This window comes from Bacillus sp. 275 (genome assembly GCF_001999205.1).
Taxonomy (GTDB): Bacteria; Bacillota; Bacilli; order Bacillales; family Bacillaceae; genus Bacillus; species Bacillus velezensis.
The window spans coordinates 2,468,353-2,493,364 of record NZ_CP019626.1 but is presented as its reverse complement, the minus strand read 5'-3'; the positions used below and the strand labels follow the sequence as shown (position 1 = coordinate 2,493,364).

The following is a 25,012-nucleotide window of genomic DNA, read 5'->3' as shown; positions in this document are numbered from 1 at the left end:
TATTTTTACCTCCTTGGGAAAAGTTTTCCTGATGGTGCTCCCTTTCCATGTATACCCGCTTGGTGTTCATCCGGATATTTTGCCGGATGAATATTCCACCATTCGTGAGGGCCACCAAAGTTGTTCTCTATGATATGATGGGCATCGTACGGTTGACCAATACTTCGGGCAACTTCTCCATGCTTATCAAAAACCTCTTCTGTATATCTAGGCCACTTTTGATTGGTTTTTTCTTCCCATTCTGCAATCAATCTATCTTTCAAACTTGATGTGAATTTGCTCCTATGCTTAGCTGTTTCTTTTGGTGTTAATTTCTCATAGTTATTATTTCTTAAAGCTTCTTTTATATGGTCGATCTGCTCTTTACAAACCTTTCGTCCAGTTTTGGCTTCTATATCTCTGAGATATGCTTTCGCTAAGTCTTTATTTAGTTCACCAGTAGCTTTAGTGCCTTCACTATGAACGTCTGTTTTTTGCCTCTCAACTTTCAGCACCTTAGGCTCTTCTACATGATCTGCTTTCGGTTTTTTCGCAAATTTTCCATCGCTTGTGCGAAACACTTTCGACGAGGCATCATAGAATACCTTCCCTGTTTGTGTAATATAGTGAATATGGTCTTTAGCAACTTGTTTTAGGTAATTAACTGGATACTGTGCGACTTTCTTGACAGCTTCTTTATTAATCAAATTCTCGGTATAGTGGCTGCTTTTAGCATATGCGTATGCTGGATTTCGGAATGTTCCCATCAGCTGTTTCGCAAAACGTACGGTTTCACCAGCTGATTCTATCACCGATAAAGATCGTTTTTTAACTGATTGATAGGTTTGATGAGCTACTTTTTTCACATGGGTCGGATTCACGACATGTCGTATATCTGATAGTTTCACTTTAACTGTCGAACCTTTATCCATATTTCGATACATTGATACACTATGATCAACCGATTTGGCCAGACTGCCCGCTCCAACCAAACTCAGCGCAGCTTCCAGTGCCCCTTGCTTCCGCTTCTCCTCGGACACTTTGTTTCCGAACATATCTCTGCCTGTGACGGCTTCTGAGAATCCGTTTGAGGCGACAAGGCCGTATGCGCCCATTTCTGTCATTTTGAGAATGTCTAAGGATTTTCCGGTTTTATAGGCATCTAAAGCATGTTCTGCGGCAATGACGGTTTTTCCGGTTTTGTAAATGGCTTTTCCGCCTTTGAAAGCGCGGCCCGCCCAGCCGACGACCGGTATGAATCCGGCGGCGGCCATCGCTCCTGCTGTGACGCGTTCTGCGGTGGAGAGCTTTTCTCCGGTCACCGGATCAACGCCTTCGGCTGCTCTTTTATAATCATAATAGCCGGTGACTTCGCCGGTAAAGTTGCAGATTCCGTCCCATGTTTTTTCGTACCATGGTTTATTGGCTTCTTCTTCAGCCTTTTCCTGAAGCCGTCTTGCTTCGGCCTGCTGGGCTTTTGCGTCAATATAGTCCGTTCCCTGTTTTTCTGTCGCCGTGACGCTTTTGTAGATTTCATTGCTGTGGAAGGCTTTTTTGTCATAGTACATAGGGGATGCGCTTTTCCCGTTGCTGGTGGCCTGCATGAGAACGGAATATTTGCTGAGCACTGCGTTGTCCAGAGATTCTAAGTTTTGATATTCAGCGGTCAGGGATTCATCAAGCGTATCGACTGCCGTGATCGTGTCGCGTCTGGTTTTTTGGGCATCGCCCATTTTATCAGCGTAATCATCCAGCGTATATGTGTCGAGATGAATAATATCGCTGATGCCTGACAAAATTGAATCGATTTCTGCTTTATGAGCGGAGACAATCTCTGAAGCTTTCAAATCCGCGTTGGGCAGCTCATGCTCCAAAAATGAAGTCTCCACATATGTATCGCTGAGTTCTTGATCTTTAATGTCACCTGAAATGCCATTTAAAAACGCAATTTGAGCAGAGACAAGCGTCAGCCAGCTGTCGGCGATTTCCGCTTGTCCCTGAAAAAAATCTTTTATATTGTCTGCGCCTTTCCCTTTCAAAGCATCACCCAGATCAGCCATGCCTTGAAAGGCTTGTTTGAGCGCACGCAGCTGCTCTTCAAGGGCTTCGTATTGTTTCTTTCTCTTATCTGCTTCGTCCGTTAACGATTGTGATTCAAACACTTTGCTCATCGGCAAGTCCTTTCTTTCGTTATTTTACGGCGATCGCCTCGTCCTGTTCTTTCAAAGAATCTACGTTGTCTTTAACGTCCGCGATATTCTTATGAACGGCCTGCTTGTATTCGCTGATCATCGATACAAGCTTTGCCTCGCGGGATTGGTACTTGGAGGTATAGTCGAGCTTGTTTTTTCCGTTTGAACCGGCGTTCCCGATCGAAACGGCCTCCAAAGCGCTGCTGACGGATTCAAGCTGCTTCATGACAGCTCCGTATTTGAGTTTTATTTCTGCCATTAAAACCAACTCCAGCTTTTTTTGATTGATTGTATTTTTTCTCCGACCGTGTCAAGGGCTTCTTCTCCCAGCGTCAGCAGGTGCTCTGCCTCTCTCGCGATGCTTCTGGCGGCAAGGAGCCCTCCTTTTTCAATTTCAAGCTGTGTCATCTTTAAGCCGATTCGGTAAATATAACCGTCGTATTTGTCTGTGACGATTCTGTATGCTTCTGTATGGGCCTGATCGCGCCGGTCATCAAATTCTTCAGCAAAAGTGCCGGTCCAATGATGGTCCAGGTGCGGCCTCAGGATGTCCCTGATTTCAGATACGCCCTCTTCCTGCAGAGATTCTATCTCTCTTTTCGCTTCTTTTAATTTATCAATTTGGTGTTCAACCTCGCCCAGTTTATGGCTGATCGTGCTGTTAATATGGCTTAATGTGCTTGAATGGCTCATCTGTTTTCACCTCGTCTTACGCAAAAAGTCGTACAAAAAGCACAGACTTTTCCATACTATATTTCCATATATTATATTTTAAAATAGACAGAAAGCAGCTTAAATAGGTTAAATGGCTTATTTTCAACAGCCGAGATGCTCATTATTAACGCCAAAAGACTCACACAAACGGCATATCCATTCATCGATCTCCTCTATGTATCCATGATAAATTCCCTAAAAAAAGGAGACAGTGATTAACCGTCTCCTTTGCCTTGTATCATGATCATCATACTGTCGTTAACTGCAGTCCCAGTTGTACAAAACGTTTGAGAAATCTTTTCTCTTCAAATCTTCCGGTCTGATAAAGAAATTGGCGATTCCCACATCTCCCCACATCGAATCAATGTCATCATCTGAATCAATTTGCAAAAGCAGAATCGTATGGTTTTGATGGGAGTAAGACCGCGGATCTTCCTGGGTGAAGGACGCATAGCCGCCGATTTTATGGCCGAATGCGTTCGCCGTATATTCGTCATACACCTCATCGTCAAACTGCTCGAAATAGTCAAAGGCATCCATCCCGGCATACTGCCTGAATTGAAAATCAGACGGGAGCACCCATTCAGCAGATAGCTCAGGGGTGATCAGCGCTTCTGATTGAATCGGAAAATCGTACTCCTCTTCAACCTGAACGAAAGAAAAATCATCCATGAGCTCCGCTTCTTCTGCTGTCACATGTTCAAAATATTTGACGCAGAAACCCGTTTGCACGCACCCGTCGTCAAAATTCAGACCGTATACGTCATCACTGACCGATATGTAAAACTGAAGAATGCCGGTGTCCGGAAAATCAGGGAGTCCGGGCATATCCGCAAAATTGATTTGAGCGAGAAGCTTCATCGGCCTGCCGCTTTCATCTTTAGGATATGGTTCATGTTTCGGAAAATAGGGGTCTCCTGCAATTTTACTGTCATACCGTCCCGTTTCAGCTTTTTTGACGTGCAGTTTGATAAAAGGCCGTGCTGACGTTTCCAGCAGATCGCGGGATGATTCCATTTGCTTCGGCAGTTTCCATGTTTTTTCCACGATTAATATCCCCTTCGTCTCTAATGATTGTATGATAAAAGGCCGGCGCGGTCCGCCGGCCTTTCAAGTGACAGAATCAGTCTGAGGCACGACGGCTCTTCTTCCGATTGAGATATATTCCACGCCCGCCTGTTCCGCTTCCTCAAGCGAGTGGCAGTTTCTCCCGTCGAAAATAACCGGGGTTTCCATCAGCTCTTTGTACGCTTCAAGCGGGAAGTGTTTAATTTGTTCCCAATCTGTCAGAATCAGGACGGCATCCGCTCCCCTGACGGCTTCTTCTATGGACTCCCGATAGGAAACCGCAGCCGGAAGCAGTCCGGAAGCCCGGAATGAAGCGATCGGATCGTACGCTGTCATCCGGGCGTCAAGAGCCGCCAGACGATCCGCAATGACAATGGACGGGGCATCCCGCATATCATCTGTATTCGGCTTAAAAGACAGCCCTAATAACGCGATGGTCTTCCCCGTCACACCGCCGAGCCTGTTCAGCACTTTATCAACCAGCATGGACTGCTGGTTATTGTTGACTTTAATGACGGACTTCAGCAATTCAAAATCATGCTCCACATGTCCCGCGATCTGCACGAGGGCGTTTGTATCCTTCGGAAAACAGGAACCGCCGTAACCGATGCCGGCTCTTAAGAATTGATTGCCGATCCGTTTATCCAATCCCATTCCGTGTGCGACTGATTCCACATCCGCACCGACTTTTTCACATATATGAGAAATTTCATTAATAAAACTGATTTTTGCCGCTAAAAATGCGTTTGACGCATATTTGATCATCTCAGCGCTTCTGATGTCCGTATGATATACCGGAATCGCAAGCGGCGCGAAAACCCGGTCAAGCGTTTCCCGCGTCTGCCGGTCTTCAGCCCCGATCACGATGCGGTCGCCGTGAAAGGTATCGTGAATCGCCGAACCTTCACGGAGAAATTCCGGATTCGAGGCGATTGAAATGTTCACGTCCGCTTTCAGCCGTGAATGAATAACTTCTCTGATCCTGTCATTCGTTCCCACGGGAACCGTGCTTTTTGTCACGACGATCGCATCTTTACAGATATGTTCGGCAATCCGTTCGGCGACATTTTCAATATAAGTAAGGTTTGCGTGCCCGTCTTCTTTTTGCGGCGTTCCGACCGCTATAAAAATAACGTCCGCTTCCGCAAGCCCTTTTTCGTAGCTCGTTTCGAATGCCAGCCGATGCCGGCCGATATTTCGTTTCATCATATCTTCAAGGCCCGGTTCAAAGATAGGGGACAATCCCTTTCTCATCTGCTCAACCTTACGTTCGTCAATATCTATGCATGTTACGTCATGGCCGATTTCTGAAAGAGACACTCCTGTCACAAGACCGACGTAGCCTGTTCCGATCACTGTTATTTTCATCGTGTTCCCCCAACCGTTTAGAAATTGCTGCTGGGCAGCTTACCGTTATTATCATATGATCCCGGCGCCGGCTGAATGCCGGAAGCCTGAGGTCATGATAGGAAAAAACGGCGCCGGCCGCTGATAATAGCATAAGCATAAAAGAATCATCTTGCAAAACAGCCGCTTACGCTTCATTTAAACGGGATGGAGACGACGATTAAAAAAGACCCCAGCGCTTACGGCGGGCCACAGGCAGCGGAGGTTCCTTATAAACGGCTTTGTTTTCAGCGAGAAGCGCCGCATTTTCCGTGAGCATGTAAATAAGCTCCGCCCCTGCTTCTTTTTTCAGAACGCCGAGCGCCTCCTGATAATAAAAATTTCTCGGGCCGAGATTATGGGCGTCAGATGCGAGAAAGTGAATCAAATTCGCTTCCATCAGCTGCAGCGAAAAGGATTTCGCTTTCCGCCCGAATGCTCCGGCAATGCAGCCGGCCGTCACTTGGGCGGCCGCGCCTTTCTTCACAAGATTGTATAGAACGGAAGGGTTTTCGCGAATTTCCCTGTTCCGCTCCGGATGGGCGATGACGGGGACATATCCGTTCAGCTGCAGTTCATAAAACAGCCTTTCAGCGTAGGCCGGGACATGATCCGCCGGAAATTCCGCCAGCACATACTTTGTATTATGGAGCGGGACAAGCGAGCCGCTTTGAAGACCTGCCAGCAGATCTCCGTCTATTCTGATTTCCTGGCCGGGCAGAACAGTCAGCGGAATGCCTTCCTTATTCAAACGTTTGTTTAACAGACTGACCGCTTCGTTGACCGTATGCCTGTCCGTGTCATAGCGGTATTTCACATGATGCGGCGTCGCGATGATCGTATCAATCCCCTGTCTGACCGCTTCTCTCGCCATCTTCAGGCTTTCTGTATCATCCGCCGCGCCGTCGTCTATGGAAGGAAGGATGTGACAATGGATATCTATCATATTTCAATCCCTCCTTAAAAAGAATGGACCGCGCCCATTATGACATTATTGTCCGTAATAGGCGTAGTCCGAATGTTTCGTTTGTTTCTTCCCGTTCATCACGGCCCCAAGGAGCTTGCACGGGCAGTAATCGAGCGCTTCTTTCGCCTTGGCCGCTTTTTCCTTGTCCGTTTTCCCGCTTGAGATCACCATAATGGCCCCGTCAGTGTAGCTGCCTAATATTTTCGTATCGGCTACGGCCAAAACGGGAGGCGTATCCAAAATCACCTTATCATAAACTTCGGCGGCTTCTGACAGAAGATCTTTCATGGCACCCGTCGATAAAAGCTCCGCCGGATTGGGCGGGATCGGCCCGCTCGTTAAAATATCCAGGTTTGCTTCATCAGCCGGCAGGACGGCTTTCTGAAACGGCATCTGTTTTAACAGCAGCGACGTTAATCCGGTTCCGTTATCCAATTTGAAGGTGAAATGAACCGTCGGTTTGCGCAGATCCGCATCAATTAAAAGCACTTTTTTCCCCTGCTGTGCAAATACGACGGCAAGGTTGGCCGCGGTTGTCGATTTTCCTTCTTCCGGACCGGCGGATGTGATCAAAAGGGACTTCACCTCCGTATCAACGGAAGAAAATTCAATGTTTGTGCGGATCGTGCGATATTGTTCTGAGTTGATGGATTTCGGCTCAGACATCGCAATCACGCTTCGTTTTCCGGGTTTGTCTTTTTTACGCGTCAACATGTCCGCCCCCCGCTTGTTTGGTTTCCGCCATCCTCAAGTTTTTGGCAACGCTGTCTTTAGTACTGATTGAAGTAACCGTTCCCAGGATCGGGATGCCGAGCAGCGATTCCAGCTGTTCTTCCGATTTGATCGTATTATCCAGATGTTCCAGCAAAAAGGCGAGACCGATTCCGCCCAAAAGTCCGGCGGCAAACGCAATCGCGATGTTCAGCTTACGGTTAGGCTCTGCCGGTGACTGGCTGTCCGCCGCTTCGGCCTTTGAAAGGATGCTGACATTATCCACGTTCATAATGGCGGTGATCTTGTCCTGAAAAACGGCTGCAACCGCATTTGCCATAACGGCCGCCCGCTTAGCATCCGTATCCCGCACGGCAATCGTCACGACTTGTGAATCCTGCTCGCTGGACACCGTGATTTTCGATTCCAGCTCTTTCGAAGTCATGGACAGATGCAGCTGTTTAATCACCTCATCGAGGATGACCGGGCTTTTGATGATGACATTATACGTGTTGATTAATTGGAGGTTGGTTTGAACGTCATTGAATTGGACTTCTTTTTGATTGTTTTTGGATTGGCTGACCAAAATTTGAGTTGAGTTTTCATAGACCGGCGTAAGAGCGAAGAAACTGATGAGTCCGCCTGCGGCAGTTGCCGCCGCGGTAATAATAAGTATAAACAGCAGACGCTTTCTCAGTATTGCGAATATTTCCTTTATGCTTGTCGATTCTCCCATATAACCTCCATATCACTTTCCGCGTATTCCCATTCCCTCCAATGATCTTTTCCAATTACGATTATACAGCTTTAAACTGTCATTTCTAACCTTTTCAAATGACAAAATTCGACAAAAATAGACAATCACTTCAATCTGTTTTATTTTTGTAAGCGTTTTAAATACTGGTGTCACAGGAAGATTAAAAAATCCCGCGGCCAAGAGCCTGCGGGATTTTATGTTGCATATCCATTTTTAATATAAGAAATCAAATTCTCAAGCATTTCTTTTGTGGTCATCTCAGAGGACTGCTCACCAATGTCGTGCGCATGCATTAAAATCTTCAGAAACTCCTCTTGATCTAACTTCGTTTTCTTCATCATTCGTTTCCTTTCGGCTTCCATTAAATTGAAAACAAGATTATTATATGCTGTCGGGTGCTGTTTTGCAATCTCTAATACATCATTCGACACATTCGGGTTTTTATGTCCTTTTTTAGGAAAAACTTTTTCCGGGCCATGTGTTGCGATATAATAGAGGAATTGGAATCTTTTTATTTTGTGACTCGTTAGGAGCGATAATCATGCTTCAGGATATGATTGCTAAAGAAGATGTGCTCGCAGCGGCTGAACAGCTTAAAGAACTTCTTCCTTACAATGAAGACAATGTTCAGCTGATGAAGAAAGCACTCATTTTATATCGGCAGGATTCCGTCTATCGTATACAGGTTCAAACCCCGACAGAGATTTCCGCATATGTGCAGGATGTTGTGCCTGTAAGGGTCACGCTGAACTTATTTTTCATGGTGAAAAGCGGCTGCGCATGCCCGTCTGAGGCGATCTGCCGCCACGTGCTGGCCGTTTTTCTTTACGTATATGCCCAATTCGAGCGGGTCGGTACCTTTACCGAACATTGGCTGGAAAGAGAAAAGCTTGAGGAAAGCAGGGAGCTTGTCCGCCGGCAGTTTCAGGAAAAAGTGCTGCCGAATGAAGAGTCGCTGTCAAGCTGGCTCGCTTTTTTTGATTCGGAATTCTCGCTGTGGGAGGCGCGGACGCCGGCCGGAAGCCAGACGATGCAGGGCCTTTATTACGGCTATTTGTCAGCGCTCAAAAAACACGCCCCGAAAAAACCCGAGCTTAAAAGCTTATATCAGATTCATTCGGCGCTTGCCGTCTGGCTTCACATGTTCACTTTGATTGAGTCAGGCAGATTGGATGCCGAAAAAGATTATTACAGCATCAATCCATACGTGGAACAGCTGATGGATACGATTTATTCCTCCATTGACAGACTGAAAACGTACGCTTTGTCTTTTTCACTCGATCCTTTTTTAGACCGGACGCCCCCGGTGCTCCGCAGACTGCTTGTGAAAGAAGAGCTTTTTCAATACGAACGCCTCCGGGTATTCGGTGAAATGTGGAGCGCGCTTTTGAACCGGCCGAAATGGGTTGCGCGTGAACAGGAGATTCTCGCACAGGAAAGCGGGCGGCGTTTTTCGCCGGAAGTGCGGTTCGGACGGCTTCATCTGGCCTTTTTGCAAAAAGATGATGAAGCGGTCTTTCAAGATATGTCCCGCTTCCCTCCTGAAGCGCTGCCGTATACCTTTCAATGGCTCGGTGAACTCACCGCGAAAAAAGACTGGAAACGGCTGAAAGCATGGTATGGCCGGATCGAGCCGCTTGCCGTGAACTATACGAAGCTTGATAAGCCGTTTAAAGAAATGCGCGACATTATCGGAGAGCTGTTTGCGCTATTGGCGGATTATGCGCGGCACTCACGGGATGATCAGCTGTTTGAACGGTTTGCTTCCGGCTGCCTTCCCTATACCTTTACCGAATACAGCCAGTACCTGTATGAAAAGCGACGGTACGCGGAGTGGGTGGAGATTCACAGCCTCGTCGGTTTTTCCGTCTGGGAAATCGAAAAGGACATCCTGAAGGAAATTGCCGCCAGTGATCCGGAAGCGCTCATCCCCTCCTATCACCGGGCGGCGGCCTTTTTTATTGACCAAAAAAACCGCAGCGCCTATAAAGAGGCTGCGCGCCATCTGAAAAAACTGCGGACGCTTTATAAAAAGGCAAAAAAACAGCAGGTATGGGAGCGGTATATCAGCCGGCTGAGCGCAAGCTACAAGAGGCTGCGCGCCCTTCAAGAAGAATTGCAGAAAGGAAAGTTGATTGATGGCGAGTCTTAAGGAAATTTTCATTCATGTAGAACAAATGGAAGATTGGACATTTACGCTGTCAAGCCATGATGAGAAGGAGCAGCCGCTTACTCTCAGTCAGATGAAGACTCATTTGTTCCAATGGCATGAGTCCACCTTTTACGGAACGTTTCTTGAAGACGTCAGCTTCATCGGCACCCCGGCCGTTCTGCTCAGCCCGTGGATGACCGTCGAGCTGCTCGGAAAAAACTCGTTCAATTCATTCAGCACCGTGCAGCTGACAAAGGAAACGGAACCGTTAATCGAAGCGGCTTCGACGATATACGAATTTATTGCCGACGGCGATTTTCTTCCGGATTATGAGGCTTGGCAAAATGGCGTCCTGCGTTTCAAAGACCGCGAGCTTTTGCTGGAAGGCTTTACGGCAGACTGGTTCTCAGCCGCGGTCCAGGACTACATTCAGTACAATGATGACCTGCTGGAAAAATGGCGGCAGATCGAAACCCGCTCGCCGGCCGTTCATACGTTTAAAGGCTCCTTTTTGGATGAAGATGATTTTCTCGAGGGAATCGGCTGGCATGACGATCTGACGCCGTTTACCGTCGGGCTCCGATTAAACGAGCCTGATTTCGACGGTGACGACTGGAAAATCGAAATGTTTTTACGTGAGAAAAAAACCGGCTCCATCACCTTTTTTGACGGACTGAAGGGACTGAAAAAAGCGTGGCAGGGATACAGCGGAAAAATCGCGCGCGAACAGGACCGCTTCCGCAGAACGGTTCCCTGGCTTTCGTTTGATTCAGGAACGACGCTGATTTCTGAAGAAGAGGCTTGGATCTTCTTATCGGAAGCGAGTGAGACGCTTGTCGATATGGGTGTGGAGATTCTTCTCCCATCATGGTGGCAGATTGTCCGGGACAGCAATATGATGCTCAAGGCGAAAGTGTCATCCTCCCCGCGGGGCGAATCCTTCGTCGGCATGAACGCCCTGCTTGATTTCAACTGGAGATTCGCCACAAACGGGATTGAGCTGACAGAGGATGAATTCAATGAGCTTGTCGCAAACAACAGACGTCTCGTCAACATCCGCGGCCAATGGGTGAAAATTGATCCGCAATTTATTAAACAGATGAAAAAACTGATGGAAAAAGCGGAATCTGAGGGTCTTCACATGTCCGACGTGCTGGCGCGCGAACTGATGGATCACGGGGAAAGCGGAGCCGAGGACACGGACATCATTGACTCATCGGCATTTGCCGGGATCAAGATCGAATTATCAAAGCAGCTCAGAAGCCTGATCCGCAAACTGACGGAAGCCCGGGATCTGCCGGAGCATGAAGTCAGCGCCGCGTTTCAGGGCCAGCTCCGCCCTTATCAGATGTACGGCATGAACTGGCTTCTGTTTTTACGGGAAAACGGCTTCGGCGCCTGTCTCGCAGATGACATGGGACTTGGAAAGACGATTCAGATGATCGCTTATTTTCTCCATGTGAAGGAAAGCGGCCGGCAAAAAGCGCCTGCCTTAATCATTGCGCCGACATCGGTGCTCGGCAACTGGCAGCGTGAGCTCCAGACCTTCGCGCCGCAGCTGAAGGCCGTGCTTCATTACGGCCCCCGCCGGCCGAAGGGGGAAGCATTTGTCCCGGCCTATCAGGACGCGGACGTCGTTCTTACTTCTTACGGGCTCTCGCACGCCGATCAGGAAGAGCTTTCTTCCGTGACATGGAGCACCATCTGCCTTGATGAAGCGCAAAATATTAAAAACGCGCATACGAAGCAGTCCCGCGCGATCAGAAAGCTGAAAGGCGTCCATCATATCGCGCTGAGCGGAACACCGATGGAAAACCGCCTGACAGAGCTTTGGTCGATCTTTGATTTTATGAACAAAGGCTATCTCGGCAGTCTGACCGGCTTTCATAAACGCTATGTGCTGCCGATTGAAAAAGACCGTGACGAAAAAAGAATCAACCAGCTTCAGCAGTTAATCCGGCCGTTTTTACTGCGCCGGACAAAACGGGATGAAGAAGTGGCGCTTAATCTTCCTGACAAGCTGGAACAAAAAGAGTTTATCCCGCTCTCAGCCGAACAGGCATCCCTTTATGAACAGCTTGTCAAAGATACATTTGAACATATGGCTTCTCTGACCGGGATGCAGCGGAAAGCGCTGATTCTGAGCATGCTCGGCCGCTTGAAGCAAATATGCGACCATCCTGCGCTCTATTTGAAGGAAGAACAGACAGAGCTGTTAAACGGGAGATCCGTCAAACTGGAAAAGCTGCTTGATTTAATGGCGGTGATCCGCGGACAAGGGGAAAGCTGCCTCATTTTCACCCAATACATTCAGATGGGCAACATGATGAAGCGCCTCCTGGAAAAAACATTCGGAGAACCGGTTCAGTTTTTAAACGGAAGCCTATCCAAGCAGGAACGCGATTCTCTCGTCGAACGGTTCCAAAAGAAAGAATACCCGACGCTGATTTTGTCACTGAAAGCGGGCGGAACCGGCCTGAACCTGACGGCTGCCAATCATGTCATTCACTATGACAGATGGTGGAATCCGGCGGTGGAAAACCAGGCGACCGACCGCGCCTACCGAATCGGCCAGGAACGGTTCGTCCACGTTCACAAACTCATTACGACGGGAACGATTGAAGAAAAAATTGATGCCATGCTTGAAACGAAACAAACGCTGAACGATCAGATTATCCAAAGTGAAAATTGGATTACCGAGCTGTCATCCGCTGAGCTTGAAGAACTATTCACCCTCAGCGCATCGGCGCAATCACATTAAACGCAAAAAGGCCGGCTCTCTCAGAAGAGCCGGTCTTTTATGTCGTCCTTACTGTTACGCCGCATTTGCCATGAATGCGTCACGCCAGTCATGAACAGTATCGCCATACCTTTCACAGTAAATTCCTGATCATATGCGCAACGCCGTTTTGATCATTTGTCAATGTAACGGCATCAGCGATCTCTTTAATATCTTCTCTCGCATTCCCCATCGCTATGCCTTTTCCGGCCGCCTGAAGCATTGAATAGTCATTTAAGCTGTCACCGACCGCGGCGGTCTCAGCCATCGGAATGCCGAGCTTTTGCGCCAGCCGTTTGAGCGCCTGCCCTTTAGAGGCGTTTCGAGACGCCAGTTCGAAGTTGTGATCGGCAGAGCTGACAAGGGTGAGATCTTTCTGACCGCTGAATCGGTCCCAGCCCGCTTTCAGCTTCCGCTCATCAAACGAAAATCCGAGAATATTATAAAAATCCAGATGCTCTTCTTTCTCAAAGAGCTCACGGTATGAATGAATGTAAGCAAAGCCGGATTGGCTGTATTGCACTGAAGCCGCCTGTTCCAAAACGGAAAGATCGGTTTCCGGATTGGCGCTTTTCACCCGGTCCATTTCGATATCGAGCAGCTGCCTGCCGGTTTCAGGCGTATAGATGGCTTTGTTTGTAAACACCTCATAGTAATATTGATTCTCTTCAAGCCATGACAAAATGCCGCGGGCTCTTGTTTCTTCAATCGCATCACAGTGGTACAGGCTGCCGTCAGGAGCATGAATGGCGGCTCCGTTTGCGCTGATGACCCACGTTTTTATGCCGAGCGGTTCGAATAGGGAGTGCACGTCAAAATGCGCGCGTCCCGTGGAAACCACGATTTCAATTCCCGCTTGCCGGGCTTCCCTTAAAGCCCGCTCATTTTCATCGCTTACTTGATGACTGCTGTTCAGCAGTGTGCCGTCCAGATCTATGGCAATCAGTTTCACATGTCCTCATCCTCTTCTTCAGATTCAGTTACAAGCAATTCTACGCCGTGCCGGTCGAGCAGATCGCAAAAATCCTGATCAGGCAGCTGATCGGTAATCAGCAGGTCAACCTCGTGCAGGTCTGCATACTGATAAAAACTCGTACGGCCAAGCTTGGAGTGATCGCTCAGCGCAATCACCTGTTCCGCCTGTCGGATCATTTTACGCTTTACCATGCCGTCTTCTTCATGCGGAATCGTCAGGCCGTTTTCCGAGATGCCGACAACGCCGATCAGCACCTTATCGGCGTGATAATCCCCCAGTTTTTCTACGACGGAAGCCCCGTATAAAAACCGGTGTTCCTTCTGGAGCTTTCCGCCGAGCAGGTGAATATCAATTCCCTCTTTTGCGGAAAGGATATCGGCCTGATTGATCGAATTTGTAATAACAGTGCAGCCGGTGACATTTAAATGCTCCGCGCAGGCCTGCACGGTTGTCGAAGTGTCCAGGATGATCCGGTCTCCTTTATGGATCAGGGATGCGGCCAGCTTGCCGATTTTGTTTTTCTCTTCAGAAACGGTTTTCAGCCGGCCCGAATAGCCCGGAACTTCCTGATTCACCGACGGCAGAATCGCGCCGCCCCGTGTTCTGATAATGGCCCCGCGCTCTTTCAGCTTTACAAGGTCCCTTCTTGCGGTATCTCTTGAAATATGAAGCAGCGAACATATCTGTTCAGCGGTAATCCGCCGATGCTGTTTCAAATATTCCATTATCGCAATCAGTCTTTCTTCTTGATACACGTCCTCATTCCCTTTTTCGTCACTTATCTGTAAGTAATTATAAGTTTTTATCCCGATATATTCAATGTTTTTAAGTATTCATAAGCGAAATCACTTCTTTTTAACCATTTTTTAGCTCCCGCACAAAAAAACCAGTCTTTCGACTGGCGAGTGGGAAGGAGGTATTGCGGGGCCCGCTGAAAAAGGCGGGAAATCGAGGAAAAAACATGCTATTCAGCCAGCGGCTCTTTCCGTTTTTGATCCATAAACCGAACGGTATCAGCCATGACCTCGGTCACATAAACTTTTACGCCGTCTGTCTTTTCATAGCTTCTTGTCTGGATTCTGCCGCTTACACCGACCATTGACCCTTTTTGGCAGTACAATGCCGTGTTTTCAGCGTTTTTTCTCCAGATGGTGCAGTTGACGAAGTCGGTTCCGGTTTCACCCGACGCGCTTTTAAAATTGCGGTTTACCGCCAACGTAATATGTGCGACGGGAATGCCCGCTGCTGTAAAACGGAGCTCCGGGTCTTTCGTCAGCCGGCCGACAAGCATAACGTGGTTAAACAAGCCGTATCCTCCTCTCTTTTTCGAGGCTGGCTTCATTGTAGTACAAGGGCTCGTGAAAGCAAAAAGCGGATAAAGCCGTTATTCGTTCAGGCTGCTCTTATGTTTTTGTTTTTCTTTCTGATAAAAAAAACTTTTGTTTTTGACCGCTTATGTAATATGTATTTTTGAGCAGCCGCGAGAAAAGTTTCGTTTTGAGCCAGTCTTTCTCAAACATGCGGACAAACTTTCCGCCGTCCCATGCGAACCAGTAAAAACTCAGCTTTTTATCAGTCAGTGAAAGCTGAATTTTATACTGTTCCATGCGGTCTTTTGTTTCATATAAAAAGACGACATTTCCCCTTCTGTTAAGATGCACCTCACAATCTTCCTTTTTGCATACCAAGTAGGAATGATCGTCTTTTCGCCTTGAACCGTCTTCTATATAGATTTCCTTCAGGCGCAATTGATTCATAAGCATCTCTCCATGACCATATTCTTTTACATTATAATGAAAAAATAGAAATGATTAAATGTTGACCGCCTACAAAAATGATGAAGCATGTCTTACAGCATTTTCCCGGAAAAAATGATATGTGTTATAATAAATGAACGAAAAACATGGACAACAGGGGTGAAAATAAGAGATGAAAACCTTTAAACTGGTTGATCTGAATGTGGAACGTTTAGATAAAGACGATCAGCCGATTGAGCAGTTTCCCCTTTTAGACGGATTGATTATCAATAAAGAGGACGGAGAAAATCATTGGTTAATTGAAGCACTGGTCCCGGCCGAACACTTGTCTTTTTTTGACATGCTGATGAAAAGCCAGAAAGAAGCGAAGGTGTTTGTAACGATTACGAAAAAAAGCAACCGCCCCGCCCAGCTGACGGGAAGCATCAAAAATATCGTCGAGCTGGAAAGAAGTATACAAGTTTTAATTTACGGTCAAATGGTGTCAAGAAATCACCCCGGATCAGAAAGCATTCTGGAGTCGCTCGTGAAAGAAGGCTACTCGGGCAGCCGGCTGATTGAAGCGTTTAAACAAAAATTATAATCATATGAAAAAGGCCGGACGTTAATCATCCAGCCTTTTTTTGTGCCCTAGTCATTGTGAGGAGCCCGCTGTTTCAGCAGATCTCTGATTTCAGTCAGCAGTTCTGTCTGCTGATCTGTGTCTTCTGCTTCTTCAGCCTCTTCTTCTGCTTCTTTTTTACGTCTCAGCTTGCCTATTGTGCGGATCACGATAAAAATAGAAAATGAAATAATAAAGAAGTTCACAATCGTTTGAATGAAGCTTCCGTACTTGATATGAGCATCGCCGAATGTCACGGCCAGCCCTGAAAAGTCAAGACCGCCAAGAAGCAGGCCGACAAGCGGCATGATGATGTCTTCAACGAGCGACGTCACGATTTTGCCGAAAGCGCCGCCGATGACGACACCGATAGCCAGATCCATGATATTGCCCCGCATCGCAAAGCTTTTAAATTCTGACCACATCACATTCACCCCTTTCTATACAAAATGGGCTTTTTATAAGCCCATTTGTTTGCTTTTATTCTCCGAGCGCAAAAGTTAATTCAGCTTCACACACGAGCTCGCCGTCAACTTTGGCAACGCCTTTGCCGCGTCCGATCGTACCGCGCGCGCGGGTAATATCAACCTCAAGCTCCAGCTTGTCACCCGGTTTTACCTGCTTTTTGAAACGGCAGTTATCAATCCCCGCAAAAAATGCGAGTCTGCCCCGGTTTTCTTCTTTAATCAGCATCGCAACCGCTCCGACCTGCGCCAAAGCCTCTACGATTAATACGCCCGGCATAACAGGGTATTCAGGAAAATGGCCGTTGAAAAAATCTTCATTCGCCGTCACATTTTTATATCCCGCCGCCCGTTTTCCTTCTTCGACTTCCGTAATTCTGTCTACCAGAAGAAACGGATAGCGATGGGGAATAATTTCTTTAATTTGCTGAGTATCAAGCATTCTCTTGACATCTCCTTCATCGACAATAGTATGTATAGAAGGCATATGTGGCAACCAATCTGTACATTTGGAAGTATATTATGAATCAATTTCTTTTTCAACCGCGCTGTAAACTGTAACCAGCTGGCAATGAGCCTCGTCCATTAATGTGTTATGATAAATAAAGATTTTTACCCTATGCAAAGAGGTTGGAAGATGATTGCTAAGTTTACTGAAAAACGTACGCTGGTGATGCTGAATGAGTGGTATGACGCCATGGGAAAACGCCAATTCGATCTAGCCCGTTCCCTTCACGAACAAATCAATCAGCATCTCCCCAAATTACAAAAGAACGCAAAGCTCAAACTCAGATATCAGCTGTTTTTCGCACGGTTTCAGCTGCTGTTTGAGAAAAAAGACGGTCTGACTAAATTGTTCTGCGAGCTGAAGCGGCGCAAAGATGAGATGGATCATGAATTAACTTATTATTTCTATTTTTTCAAAGGGTTATTCCATATGGTGAATGGCGCTCCGAACCGTGCTGTCTGCCGCTTTAAAGAAGCTGAACAGTACCTGCCGGCCATTCAGGACCGTTTCGAAGCCGCTGAATTTTATTATAAAACAGCGGGTGCATATTACATGATGAAGTCGCCTGCGCTCTCCATTCAATATGTCAATAAAGCGCTGGAAATCTATCAAGGTGAATTCGGCTACATCAAAAAAACGCTCAGCTGCCGGCTGCTTCTCGCCGTGAATTATATAGACGAGGCACGCTATGACGACGCAGAACAGCTCTTCAATGAATCCATAAAGATAACGGACCGGATCAATGACAATAACCTGCTGTGCCACGCCTATTATAATTTTGGTTTTTTAAAGACCGCCCAGAAAAAAGATAAAGAGGCCCTCCCTTTTTACAAAAAGGTATTGGGCAATCAGCGTTTCGAGAAAGAGTCTCCCGTTTCCTACCTTCATTGTGTGTACGAAGCGGTCAGAGCACTTTTTAAAACCGGATCTGCCGCCGAAGGACAAACCGTGCTGCAGAAAGGTTTATACATATCTGAAAAAGTGCAGAACAAGATTATGAAATTGAAGCTGACCGCGCTCAACATACTGTACACCGCTCAGGAGGACCCGTACGACCGATTGCAGAAGCTCGTGCTGGAGCTGCAGAAAATTGAAGCGTGGGTGGATTTGGAAGTGCTGCTTCAGGATATTACTGATTACTACAAAAAAAAGGGCGATTTTGAGAAAGCCGCATTTTTTATCATGCGCGGCTGATCAAAACGCCCCTTCTTTTATCTGACTGAGTTGATTAAGCCCAGCATTTGGTCTCCCAATGTAATCGTGCGGCTGTTCAGCTGATAGGAACGCTGAGACACGATTAAGCCGGTCATTTCTTTTGACATATCGACATTTGAACCTTCAAGCGCGCCCTGCTCCATGCCGATTGCCTGCCGGTTTGCGCCGGTAAGGTCTTCAATCGCTGAAGCCCCCGCGCCGTTTACGGAAAACAGATTATCCCCTTCCGCATGAAGCGCCTGAGGATTATTGACATTGACGATGCCGAGATTAAACGTCTGCGAACGGGTTCCCGCCTGGTCTGAAGCAGTCAGCGTTCCGGTTTTGCTGATTTTCAGCTGAGTCAGCGAACTGTCAATTTGTATGGGCTGACCGTTCTCATCGAGAATGGGATTGCCTCCCGCTGTCATCAGCTGAAGCAGCCGGTCATTTCCGCCGGCCGGCTTGAGGGAAAGTGAGCCGTCCCTTGTATACACCCGCCGTCCGTCCGCTTCTGCCTGAAGATATTGATAAGGTGATGTGAACGCGATATCAAGGTCACGGTCGGTTTTTTTGATGCTTCCCTGCCCTGAGTCCAGCTGCGGAGTCATCACCGTTCCGGCGCCGAGACGCAGGCCGGGCGGCGTTTTCCGCATGTTCGGCGAATTTTCCTTTTTGTCATCTATATGGTCATACTGCTGTCTGATCAGCTCGGAAAAGCGGGAGTCCCTCGCTTTATAGCCTGTCGTATCACTGTTTGAAAGGTTGCTGCTGACTGTATCCATCTGCTGCTGAAGCTGATGTAAGGCTGTTGAAGCCGTCAGCATTGATCTGAGCATCATAATTGAATGTCCCCCATTTTGTTACACTTTGCCGATTTCATTTGCGGCTTTATCCATGCTTTTATCGTAAGCCTGAATGACTTTCTGATTGGCTTCAAATGATCTGTATGCTTCCGTCATCTCTGTATACGTGCTCGTCACGTCCACGTTTGAAAGCTCCGAGACGCCTTGCTTTAATGAATACGAGACTTGGGGATTCGCCGCCGCGCTCGGCAGTTCAGAGCCGTCGGCCGTGCTGTATAGGTCATTGCCGTCCCGTTTCAGATTGCGCACGTCTTCTTCCATTCTGATATCAATCTGCCCCGCCGGCCGGCCGTTTGTCGTGACCGTTCCGTTTTCTGATACGGTGAATTTTTCATTGTCGACTGTAATCGGCTGTCCGTTTGTTGATAACACAAGGTTTCCGTTTATCGTAAGCTGATTGTTTTCATTTAATGAGAAAGTGCTGCTTTTTGAATAGCGGACGCCGCCTGCGGTCTGGACGGGATAAAACAGCTCGGCGTTTTCATTCGTTTCGGCATTCTTGGGAACCTGATTCTCCATAAGCGCGATATCCGTCGGCTGATCGGTCGTTTTCAGGCTTCCCTGCGTAAACAACGGTTTCAGCTCCTGCATGTATACGCCTGTGTTGACGGAGCCGATTTTCGTTTTTTTGTCGCCTTCTATTCGGCTCAGAAGCATCTCGGGAAAGGCGCGGATTGAACCTTGATCCTCTTTGTACCCTGATGTATTCGCGTTTGCGATGTTATTTGACAGCATTTCCGTTCTTCTCTGCTGTGTAATCATTGCGGACGTTGCGGTATATAATCCTTTTAACAAGTCTTCCACCTCTGAAATAGCATTATTTCCAGTTGCCTCACCGGAACATTTGTTCTATAATGAAAATCAGCATTTTTTCTTATTATCGGATTTACATTCCCGTTCGTGAAGGGTTTGACAAAAAAAACCCCATTCTTTTTCAGAATGAGGTTTTATCATCAGCTCAGTTTGCGTTTTGGAAGCTTGTCCATGTTATCCAGCATGACGCCGGTTCCGACCGCAACACAATCCATCGGGTTCTCAGCGACAAGAACAGGCACCCTCAGCTCTTCGGCAAGAAGCTGGTCAAGCCCGTTTAACAGCGCTCCACCGCCGGTAATGATAACGCCGCGGTCGATGATGTCAGCGGACAATTCAGGCGGTGTTCTTTCAAGAACCTGCTTGGCGGCCTGCACAATGACGGCAACTGATTCACGAAGGGCTTCTTCTACTTCTTTGCTGTTTACTGTAATCGTTCTCGGCAGACCGGAAACCATGTCACGGCCGCGGATGGTGATTTCTTCATGACGTGCGTCTGGGAAAACCGTTGCGACCTTCACCTTAATATCTTCAGCGGTACGTTCACCGATCAGCAGCTTATACTCGCGTTTGATATAATTTAAGATTTCCATGTCAAACTTGTCCCCAGCCATCTTAATAGAAGAGGAGGTGACAATATCGCCCATAGAAATAACTGCGATATCTGTCGTACCGCCTCCGATGTCCACAACCATGTTACCGCTCGGCTGGAAGATTTCCATACCCGCGCCGATAGCGGCAACTTTCGGTTCTTCTTCAAGGTACACATGCTTTCCGCCGCTTTTTTCAGCTGCTTCTTTAATCGCTTTTTGCTCAACGGATGTAATATTCGTCGGGCAGCAGATCAGCATGCGCGGTTTTGAGAAAAGTCCTTTTACATTCAGCTTATTAATGAAATGTTTCAGCATGGCTTCTGTTACTTCGAAGTCTGCGATTACGCCGTCTTTCAGCGGACGGATCGCAACAATATTCCCAGGTGTACGTCCAACCATTCGTCTGGCTTCTTCACCGACAGCCAGCACTTTGCCGCTGTTTTTATCAAGTGCCACAACGGAAGGCTCATTCAGAACAATTCCTTTTCCTTTTACATGGATCAGTACATTTGCAGTACCGAGGTCAATTCCAATATCCCTTGCAAACATCTATTTATATCCTCCTTGATATCTGTTTCACAGTAAAATATCCACATTGTGCCCTAATTATATATATTATCATAATTTATCAAAAAAAAGCTGCTGAACGATATAAGTTCTTGACAAAATTTTGCGGATATTCGCGAAACCGCCCGGGAGGAGAAAAAAGGGCCCGGCAGACGTCAGGCGCTACGGCTGCTGAACGGGCTCCCCTTCAAGAATTTCATCCTTCTTGTACTTTAATTTCGTCGCCTCTCCCCCTCTTAAATGTCTGATGGATTTATGATAATCGAGTATTTCTTTTACTTCATTCGCCAAGTCAGGATTGATTTCAGGCAGGCGCTCTGTCAGATCTTTGTGTACGGTACTTTTGGAAACACCAAACTCTTTCGCAATGACACGAACGGTTTTTTTCGTCTCCACGATATACTTGCCAATCTTGATTGTTCGCTCTTTGATGTAATCGTGCACACCACTCGACCTCCCCAGTTGGATGTGAGAAGTGTGAAATGAGATCCGTATTCTGTAACAGATTCACTGATGATGCAGCTTCTTCGTTGTCCGATTATATAAGAAGGTTTTAGAAATATGCCCACGATCCCTCACCTCAAACACTCTCTTTGATAGGTTTGTAACAGTGTATTAGCAATGAATTGGGAATATGCTAAAAACTCAATAAGGACAAGGGGCGGGTCATAATTTTCTGCTTTTTGGTCGGGGGGTTTACATCCGCGTGATCCTGCTGTAGAATGAAACAGCACAATTAGTTACTTAGGTAAGTTTTTTGAAAAGGGGAACGGAAATGATCCACGTCAACAGACGCCTCATTCACCAAATCAATCAATGCGCCCGCCTGATTACGAAGAAAGCCAATGAACGGCTGGAACCATTCGGCCTGTACTCCTCTCAATGGTCAATCCTATATTGCTTAAAAACGATCGGACCGATGACCCAAAAAGAAATCTGGTCCTATCTGAACGTAGAGGCGCCGACCGTTACCAGAACGATCAAACGCCTTGAAGAAAACGGCTGGATTCAGCGGGAACAGGGAGAAGACAAGCGGGAAAAGCTCGTCGTCCTGACGAAGGAAGCTGAATTGAAATACGACAGCATCAATCAAGAGATGCTGAAGTTCGAGGAAGACATGCTTGCGGATTTCCAAGATGGAGATAAGGAAGCTTTTTCTGAGTTTCTGAATGTGTTTTTAACGAAATAGAAAAGAAAGGGAAGTGCTGTACTTTTGAGTAAATCTGACTCGATCTGGACCAAAGATTTTATTATGGTCGTACTCGTGAATTTATTTGTCTTTGTGTTCTTTTATACATTTTTGGCCGTGCTGCCTATCTATATGATTCAGGAGCTTGGCGGCAGTGAATCGCAAGGAGGGCTTTTGATCAGCCTGTTCCTGTTATCTGCTATTATCACCCGTCCTTTTTCAGGGGCGATTATTGAACGGTTCGGCAAGAAAAGAATGACGATTGTATCCTTGGCGCTGTTCGCCCTGTCTTCTTATCTGTATTTGCCGCTACACAATTTCTATCTGCTGCTCGGACTGCGTTTTTTCCAAGGCATCTGGTTCAGCATTTTAACGACGGTTACGGGCGCAATTGCCGCTGACATTATTCCCGCCAAGCGGCGCGGCGAGGGGCTCGGTTATTTTGCGATGTCTATGAACCTTGCCATGGCGATCGGTCCTTTTCTCGGGCTGAGTCTTGTGAAAGTCATCTCGTTCCCGGTTTTCTTTACGATTTTTGCCGTATTTGTTTCTTTAGGCTTGCTGATTGCTTTTATGATTCGTGTGCCGGATCAAAACAACAGCGGAACGACTGTCTTCCGTTTTTCTTTCTCCGACATGTTTGAAAAAGGCGCGCTTAAAATCGCGATTGTCGGGTTGTCCATTTCTTTCTGTTATTCAAGTGTGACTTCATATTTATCCGTTTATGCAAAGACAATCCACCTGTTGGATGTCAGCGGCTATTTCTTCGTCTGTTTCGCCGTGACGATGATGGCCGCCCGTCCTTTCACAGGAAAGCTGTTTGACAGAGTGGGGCCGGGAATCGTCATCTATCCGTCGATTATCGTGTTCTCCGCGGGGCTTTGCATGCTGGCGATGACAAACAGCGCCCTCATGCTTCTCTTGTCCGGTGCCGTAATCGGTCTCGGATACGGCTCTATCGTACCTTGTATGCAGACACTGGCGATTCAGAACTCGCCCGGACACCGTTCAGGCTTTGCGACGGCTACCTTCTTCACTTTCTTTGACAGCGGGATTGCCGGCGGGTCCTATGTATTCGGCCTCTTCGTCGCTTCGGCCGGATTCCATTCGATTTATCTGGCAGCGGGGCTGTTCGTCCTGATTGCTTTACTCCTGTATGGCTGGAGCCAGAAAAAAAGAACGCCGCTTGAAGCGGACGGAAACGTTTCAATCGCAGACTGATATGACAAAAAGCCGGGGGCAGCCCCCGGCTTTTTTTATTCGGCCGCTCTTTCCCGCACGATTCGTCCCGCCGCTTTTACATAAGGAGGATGAATATACATAAGCGCCGTATAACCGAGACATGACAAAATGACACCCGCAAACCAGGAGATATCATAGATGCCGGCGAACGCCGGGACGTACATCCCGATTAAAGAAATAAACGCGCCGAGAAAAGTCGCGGCAAAGGCCCGGTAATTATAGCCTTTGTAATAAGTGTACTGTCCGGTTTCCGAATAAAGGTCTTCAACTGAGAGCTGCCTTTTTCTGATGATAAAATAATCAGCCATCATCACCCCGGCCACCGGTCCGAGCATCCCGCCGATGAGCCCGAGAAACGCATAAACATTCGTGGCGCTCTCCATCAGCTTCCACGGTATTGTGAACAGAGCCAAAACGGCGGCCAAATACCCTCCCCTCCTGAATGTAATATACTTCGGCAGGACATTCGCCAAGTCATAGGCCGGTGACACGATGTTTGCCGCCACGTTAACCGAGACGGCGGCGATGCAAAGTGTGATGACCGAAAGAGCGATAACGAAAGGATTATCAAACCGGGCCAAAATCTCCACCACATCCCAAATCGGTTCTCCGAATGCTACCTGTGATCCGGATGTCACCGTGATGCTTGCAAACGCGAACAGCGCAAACGTTCCCGGCAGCCCGTAAAACTGGCCGCGAATCTGTTCTTTTTGCGACGCGGCGAACCGGGTGAAGTCAGGGATATTCAGAATCAGCGTCGCCCATATTCCGATAATGCCCGTCACTCCGGCGGCAAACGGCCAAAACGTTTCAGAAAAGGTGTGGAACTTTCCCGGCTGTGAGTAAATCGGCCCGAGCCCGCCGGCAATATCTATCGCCCACCAGACCATGCCGCCGAAGACGAGATAAACAAGCGGGCCCGCCCACACTTCAAATTTTTTGATCGATTCCATGCCGTGCCGCAGTACAAGCAGATGAATGCCCCAAAAGAAAATGAACGACAGAAAGCCCGGCAGATGAAGCCCGAATATATTCCAATCTCCGCCGAGACTCCCCCAGCCCGGCCATATGTTCAAAAGCAGAATGTGCAAAGCCGTGCTCCCGGCAAATGTTTGAATTCCGAGCCACATAATGGCTGTAAACGCCCTGAGAAGCGCCGGAATGTTAGCGCCGTATATTCCGTAAGAAGCCCTGATAATGACCGGAAAAGGCAGGCCGTATTTCGTTCCGGCATGGCCGTTCAAGGCCAAAGCGGCGAACAAAATCAGTGACGCCGTCACGATAATGGCGAGCACCTGCCACGGAGAAAGGCCGATCGCAATGAGCCCGCCCACAGTCGCATAGGTCGGGATATTATGAATACAGCCCATCCAAATGGATGCAAAATTCACCGCTTTCCATGTCCGTTCGCCGTCTTCTAAAGGCAGTAAATCTTTGTTGCTTAGCCGATCACTCGTTGTTTTTTTCATTTTCTCCCTCCCGCATGTACGTTTTCCTTACATCACATGTGAAAAAATATAACTGAAAATTCCGTAAA

The 25,012-nt window shown here is 47.5% G+C and carries 26 protein-coding genes; 6 read left to right on the top strand and 20 right to left on the bottom strand.

Annotated elements, in window-relative coordinates; all coding sequences use genetic code 11:
- Positions 1 to 5 precede the first annotated feature (5 nt).
- The 9 genes from BZ167_RS12095 to BZ167_RS20140 all read right to left on the bottom strand — a co-directional run bounded on the left by BZ167_RS12095 (position 6) and on the right by BZ167_RS20140 (position 8,112).
- The gene (locus BZ167_RS12095; RefSeq protein ID WP_077392089.1) at positions 6 to 2,150 is read right to left on the bottom strand and encodes a ribonuclease YeeF family protein; all 2,145 of its coding nucleotides are present in this window, start codon (positions 2,148 to 2,150) and stop codon (positions 6 to 8) included.
- A gap of 19 nt (positions 2,151 to 2,169) precedes the next feature.
- A complete protein-coding gene (locus BZ167_RS12090; protein ID WP_007614257.1) occupies positions 2,170 to 2,430 on the bottom strand; it encodes a YwqI/YxiC family protein in 261 nt (86 codons plus the stop codon).
- Positions 2,430 to 2,864: a coiled-coil domain-containing protein gene (locus tag BZ167_RS12085; protein ID WP_015418385.1), complete on the bottom strand. Its 435-nt coding sequence runs from the start codon at positions 2,862 to 2,864 to the stop codon at positions 2,430 to 2,432. The genes BZ167_RS12090 and BZ167_RS12085 overlap by 1 nt, the downstream gene beginning before the upstream one ends.
- A 279-nt stretch (positions 2,865 to 3,143) precedes the next feature.
- Positions 3,144 to 3,932, bottom strand: a complete 789-nt coding sequence (locus BZ167_RS12080) for a YwqG family protein (protein ID WP_077392088.1) — start codon at positions 3,930 to 3,932, stop codon at positions 3,144 to 3,146.
- A 63-nt stretch (positions 3,933 to 3,995) separates the two neighbouring features.
- Positions 3,996 to 5,321, bottom strand: a complete 1,326-nt coding sequence (locus tag BZ167_RS12075; protein WP_015418387.1) for a UDP-glucose dehydrogenase family protein — start codon at positions 5,319 to 5,321, stop codon at positions 3,996 to 3,998.
- Between the two features lie 199 nt (positions 5,322 to 5,520).
- On the bottom strand, positions 5,521 to 6,285 hold the full coding sequence (locus BZ167_RS12070) for a tyrosine-protein phosphatase (protein ID WP_015418388.1): 765 nt from the start codon (positions 6,283 to 6,285) through the stop codon (positions 5,521 to 5,523).
- Positions 6,286 to 6,330: 45 nt separating this feature from the next.
- Positions 6,331 to 7,020: a CpsD/CapB family tyrosine-protein kinase gene (locus tag BZ167_RS12065; RefSeq protein WP_012118633.1), complete on the bottom strand. Its 690-nt coding sequence runs from the start codon at positions 7,018 to 7,020 to the stop codon at positions 6,331 to 6,333.
- Positions 7,007 to 7,753: a protein-tyrosine kinase activator TkmA gene (locus BZ167_RS12060; RefSeq protein WP_015418390.1), complete on the bottom strand. Its 747-nt coding sequence runs from the start codon at positions 7,751 to 7,753 to the stop codon at positions 7,007 to 7,009. Before BZ167_RS12060 ends, BZ167_RS12065 begins: the two co-directional genes overlap by 14 nt.
- Before the next feature lie 215 nt (positions 7,754 to 7,968).
- Positions 7,969 to 8,112 (bottom strand): YwzD family small protein, encoded by a 144-nt coding sequence (locus BZ167_RS20140; RefSeq protein WP_003151259.1) that lies wholly within the window; start codon positions 8,110 to 8,112, stop codon positions 7,969 to 7,971.
- Positions 8,113 to 8,315: 203 nt separating this feature from the next.
- Here BZ167_RS20140 and BZ167_RS12050 point away from each other — a divergent pair, with 203 nt between their 5' ends.
- Both BZ167_RS12050 and BZ167_RS12045 read left to right on the top strand, forming a co-directional pair.
- On the top strand, positions 8,316 to 9,926 hold the full coding sequence (locus tag BZ167_RS12050) for an SWIM zinc finger family protein (RefSeq protein ID WP_015418391.1): 1,611 nt from the start codon (positions 8,316 to 8,318) through the stop codon (positions 9,924 to 9,926).
- On the top strand, positions 9,913 to 12,687 hold the full coding sequence (locus BZ167_RS12045) for a DEAD/DEAH box helicase (RefSeq protein WP_061890868.1): 2,775 nt from the start codon (positions 9,913 to 9,915) through the stop codon (positions 12,685 to 12,687). Before BZ167_RS12050 ends, BZ167_RS12045 begins: the two co-directional genes overlap by 14 nt.
- 112 nt (positions 12,688 to 12,799) lie before the next feature.
- On the opposite strand, the gene BZ167_RS12040 is transcribed toward BZ167_RS12045, so the two are convergent.
- The 4 genes from BZ167_RS12040 to BZ167_RS12025 form a co-directional block, all read right to left on the bottom strand.
- On the bottom strand, positions 12,800 to 13,657 hold the full coding sequence (locus BZ167_RS12040; protein ID WP_053573987.1) for a Cof-type HAD-IIB family hydrolase: 858 nt from the start codon (positions 13,655 to 13,657) through the stop codon (positions 12,800 to 12,802).
- Positions 13,654 to 14,436 (bottom strand): transcriptional regulator GlcR, encoded by a 783-nt coding sequence (locus BZ167_RS12035; protein WP_015418394.1) that lies wholly within the window; start codon positions 14,434 to 14,436, stop codon positions 13,654 to 13,656. Before BZ167_RS12035 ends, BZ167_RS12040 begins: the two co-directional genes overlap by 4 nt.
- 209 nt (positions 14,437 to 14,645) lie before the next feature.
- Entirely contained in the window at positions 14,646 to 14,987 is a 342-nt protein-coding gene (locus tag BZ167_RS12030; protein ID WP_007407557.1) for a single-stranded DNA-binding protein, read from the bottom strand.
- A 97-nt stretch (positions 14,988 to 15,084) separates the two neighbouring features.
- Entirely contained in the window at positions 15,085 to 15,438 is a 354-nt protein-coding gene (locus tag BZ167_RS12025) for a hypothetical protein (RefSeq protein WP_003151247.1), read from the bottom strand.
- Positions 15,439 to 15,610: 172 nt separating this feature from the next.
- Here BZ167_RS12025 and BZ167_RS12020 point away from each other — a divergent pair, with 172 nt between their 5' ends.
- Positions 15,611 to 16,021: a YwpF-like family protein gene (locus BZ167_RS12020; protein ID WP_012118638.1), complete on the top strand. Its 411-nt coding sequence runs from the start codon at positions 15,611 to 15,613 to the stop codon at positions 16,019 to 16,021.
- Between the two features lie 47 nt (positions 16,022 to 16,068).
- Here BZ167_RS12020 and mscL read toward each other — a convergent pair whose 3' ends face one another.
- Positions 16,069 to 16,464 (bottom strand): large conductance mechanosensitive channel protein MscL, encoded by a 396-nt coding sequence (mscL, locus tag BZ167_RS12015; protein WP_015418395.1) that lies wholly within the window; start codon positions 16,462 to 16,464, stop codon positions 16,069 to 16,071.
- A 55-nt stretch (positions 16,465 to 16,519) separates the two neighbouring features.
- On the bottom strand, positions 16,520 to 16,945 hold the full coding sequence (gene fabZ / locus BZ167_RS12010; protein ID WP_003151242.1) for a 3-hydroxyacyl-ACP dehydratase FabZ: 426 nt from the start codon (positions 16,943 to 16,945) through the stop codon (positions 16,520 to 16,522).
- A 195-nt stretch (positions 16,946 to 17,140) separates the two neighbouring features.
- Here fabZ and BZ167_RS12005 point away from each other — a divergent pair, with 195 nt between their 5' ends.
- A complete protein-coding gene (locus BZ167_RS12005; RefSeq protein WP_015418396.1) occupies positions 17,141 to 18,205 on the top strand; it encodes a tetratricopeptide repeat protein in 1,065 nt (354 codons plus the stop codon).
- Positions 18,206 to 18,222: 17 nt separating this feature from the next.
- On the opposite strand, the gene BZ167_RS12000 is transcribed toward BZ167_RS12005, so the two are convergent.
- The 4 genes from BZ167_RS12000 to spoIIID form a co-directional block, all read right to left on the bottom strand.
- Positions 18,223 to 19,044, bottom strand: coding sequence for a flagellar hook-basal body protein (locus BZ167_RS12000; protein ID WP_064108111.1), 822 nt, complete (start codon positions 19,042 to 19,044; stop codon positions 18,223 to 18,225).
- Positions 19,045 to 19,068: 24 nt separating this feature from the next.
- Complete coding sequence (locus BZ167_RS11995; RefSeq protein ID WP_007614310.1) at positions 19,069 to 19,866, bottom strand: flagellar hook-basal body complex protein FlhO; 798 nt, start codon at positions 19,864 to 19,866, stop codon at positions 19,069 to 19,071.
- 158 nt (positions 19,867 to 20,024) lie between these two features.
- A complete protein-coding gene (mbl, locus tag BZ167_RS11990) occupies positions 20,025 to 21,026 on the bottom strand; it encodes a cell shape-determining protein Mbl (protein ID WP_003151237.1) in 1,002 nt (333 codons plus the stop codon).
- A gap of 180 nt (positions 21,027 to 21,206) precedes the next feature.
- Positions 21,207 to 21,488 (bottom strand): sporulation transcriptional regulator SpoIIID, encoded by a 282-nt coding sequence (gene spoIIID / locus BZ167_RS11985; RefSeq protein WP_003151236.1) that lies wholly within the window; start codon positions 21,486 to 21,488, stop codon positions 21,207 to 21,209.
- 331 nt (positions 21,489 to 21,819) lie between these two features.
- On the opposite strand from spoIIID, the gene BZ167_RS11980 reads away from it, so the two are divergent.
- Together BZ167_RS11980 and BZ167_RS11975 are read left to right on the top strand one after the other, a co-directional pair.
- A complete protein-coding gene (locus BZ167_RS11980; RefSeq protein ID WP_007407562.1) occupies positions 21,820 to 22,233 on the top strand; it encodes a MarR family winged helix-turn-helix transcriptional regulator in 414 nt (137 codons plus the stop codon).
- 24 nt (positions 22,234 to 22,257) lie between these two features.
- Complete coding sequence (locus BZ167_RS11975; RefSeq protein ID WP_012118641.1) at positions 22,258 to 23,454, top strand: MFS transporter; 1,197 nt, start codon at positions 22,258 to 22,260, stop codon at positions 23,452 to 23,454.
- Positions 23,455 to 23,489: 35 nt separating this feature from the next.
- On the opposite strand, the gene BZ167_RS11970 is transcribed toward BZ167_RS11975, so the two are convergent.
- Positions 23,490 to 24,944: an NCS1 family nucleobase:cation symporter-1 gene (locus BZ167_RS11970; RefSeq protein WP_061860944.1), complete on the bottom strand. Its 1,455-nt coding sequence runs from the start codon at positions 24,942 to 24,944 to the stop codon at positions 23,490 to 23,492.
- Positions 24,945 to 25,012: the final 68 nt, after the last annotated feature.

Excerpts from the sequence above, each read along its gene's own strand:
- BZ167_RS12095 (WP_077392089.1), bottom strand. The coding sequence starts at position 2,150 with ATGAGCAAAGTGTTTGAATCACAATCGTTAACGGACGAAGCAGATAAG.
- BZ167_RS12090 (WP_007614257.1), bottom strand. The coding sequence starts at position 2,430 with ATGGCAGAAATAAAACTCAAATACGGAGCTGTCATGAAGCAGCTTGAA.
- BZ167_RS12085 (WP_015418385.1), bottom strand. The coding sequence starts at position 2,864 with ATGAGCCATTCAAGCACATTAAGCCATATTAACAGCACGATCAGCCAT.
- BZ167_RS12075 (WP_015418387.1), bottom strand. The coding sequence starts at position 5,321 with ATGAAAATAACAGTGATCGGAACAGGCTACGTCGGTCTTGTGACAGGA.
- BZ167_RS12070 (WP_015418388.1), bottom strand. The coding sequence starts at position 6,285 with ATGATAGATATCCATTGTCACATCCTTCCTTCCATAGACGACGGCGCG.
- BZ167_RS12065 (WP_012118633.1), bottom strand. The coding sequence starts at position 7,020 with ATGTTGACGCGTAAAAAAGACAAACCCGGAAAACGAAGCGTGATTGCG.
- BZ167_RS12060 (WP_015418390.1), bottom strand. The coding sequence starts at position 7,753 with ATGGGAGAATCGACAAGCATAAAGGAAATATTCGCAATACTGAGAAAG.
- BZ167_RS20140 (WP_003151259.1), bottom strand. The coding sequence starts at position 8,112 with ATGAAGAAAACGAAGTTAGATCAAGAGGAGTTTCTGAAGATTTTAATG.
- BZ167_RS12050 (WP_015418391.1), top strand. The coding sequence starts at position 8,316 with ATGCTTCAGGATATGATTGCTAAAGAAGATGTGCTCGCAGCGGCTGAA.
- BZ167_RS12045 (WP_061890868.1), top strand. The coding sequence starts at position 9,913 with ATGGCGAGTCTTAAGGAAATTTTCATTCATGTAGAACAAATGGAAGAT.
- BZ167_RS12025 (WP_003151247.1), bottom strand. The coding sequence starts at position 15,438 with ATGAATCAATTGCGCCTGAAGGAAATCTATATAGAAGACGGTTCAAGG.
- BZ167_RS12020 (WP_012118638.1), top strand. The coding sequence starts at position 15,611 with ATGAAAACCTTTAAACTGGTTGATCTGAATGTGGAACGTTTAGATAAA.
- mscL (WP_015418395.1), bottom strand. The coding sequence starts at position 16,464 with ATGTGGTCAGAATTTAAAAGCTTTGCGATGCGGGGCAATATCATGGAT.
- fabZ (WP_003151242.1), bottom strand. The coding sequence starts at position 16,945 with ATGCTTGATACTCAGCAAATTAAAGAAATTATTCCCCATCGCTATCCG.
- BZ167_RS12005 (WP_015418396.1), top strand. The coding sequence starts at position 17,141 with ATGATTGCTAAGTTTACTGAAAAACGTACGCTGGTGATGCTGAATGAG.
- BZ167_RS12000 (WP_064108111.1), bottom strand. The coding sequence starts at position 19,044 with ATGCTCAGATCAATGCTGACGGCTTCAACAGCCTTACATCAGCTTCAG.
- mbl (WP_003151237.1), bottom strand. The coding sequence starts at position 21,026 with ATGTTTGCAAGGGATATTGGAATTGACCTCGGTACTGCAAATGTACTG.
- BZ167_RS11980 (WP_007407562.1), top strand. The coding sequence starts at position 21,820 with ATGATCCACGTCAACAGACGCCTCATTCACCAAATCAATCAATGCGCC.
- BZ167_RS11970 (WP_061860944.1), bottom strand. The coding sequence starts at position 24,944 with ATGAAAAAAACAACGAGTGATCGGCTAAGCAACAAAGATTTACTGCCT.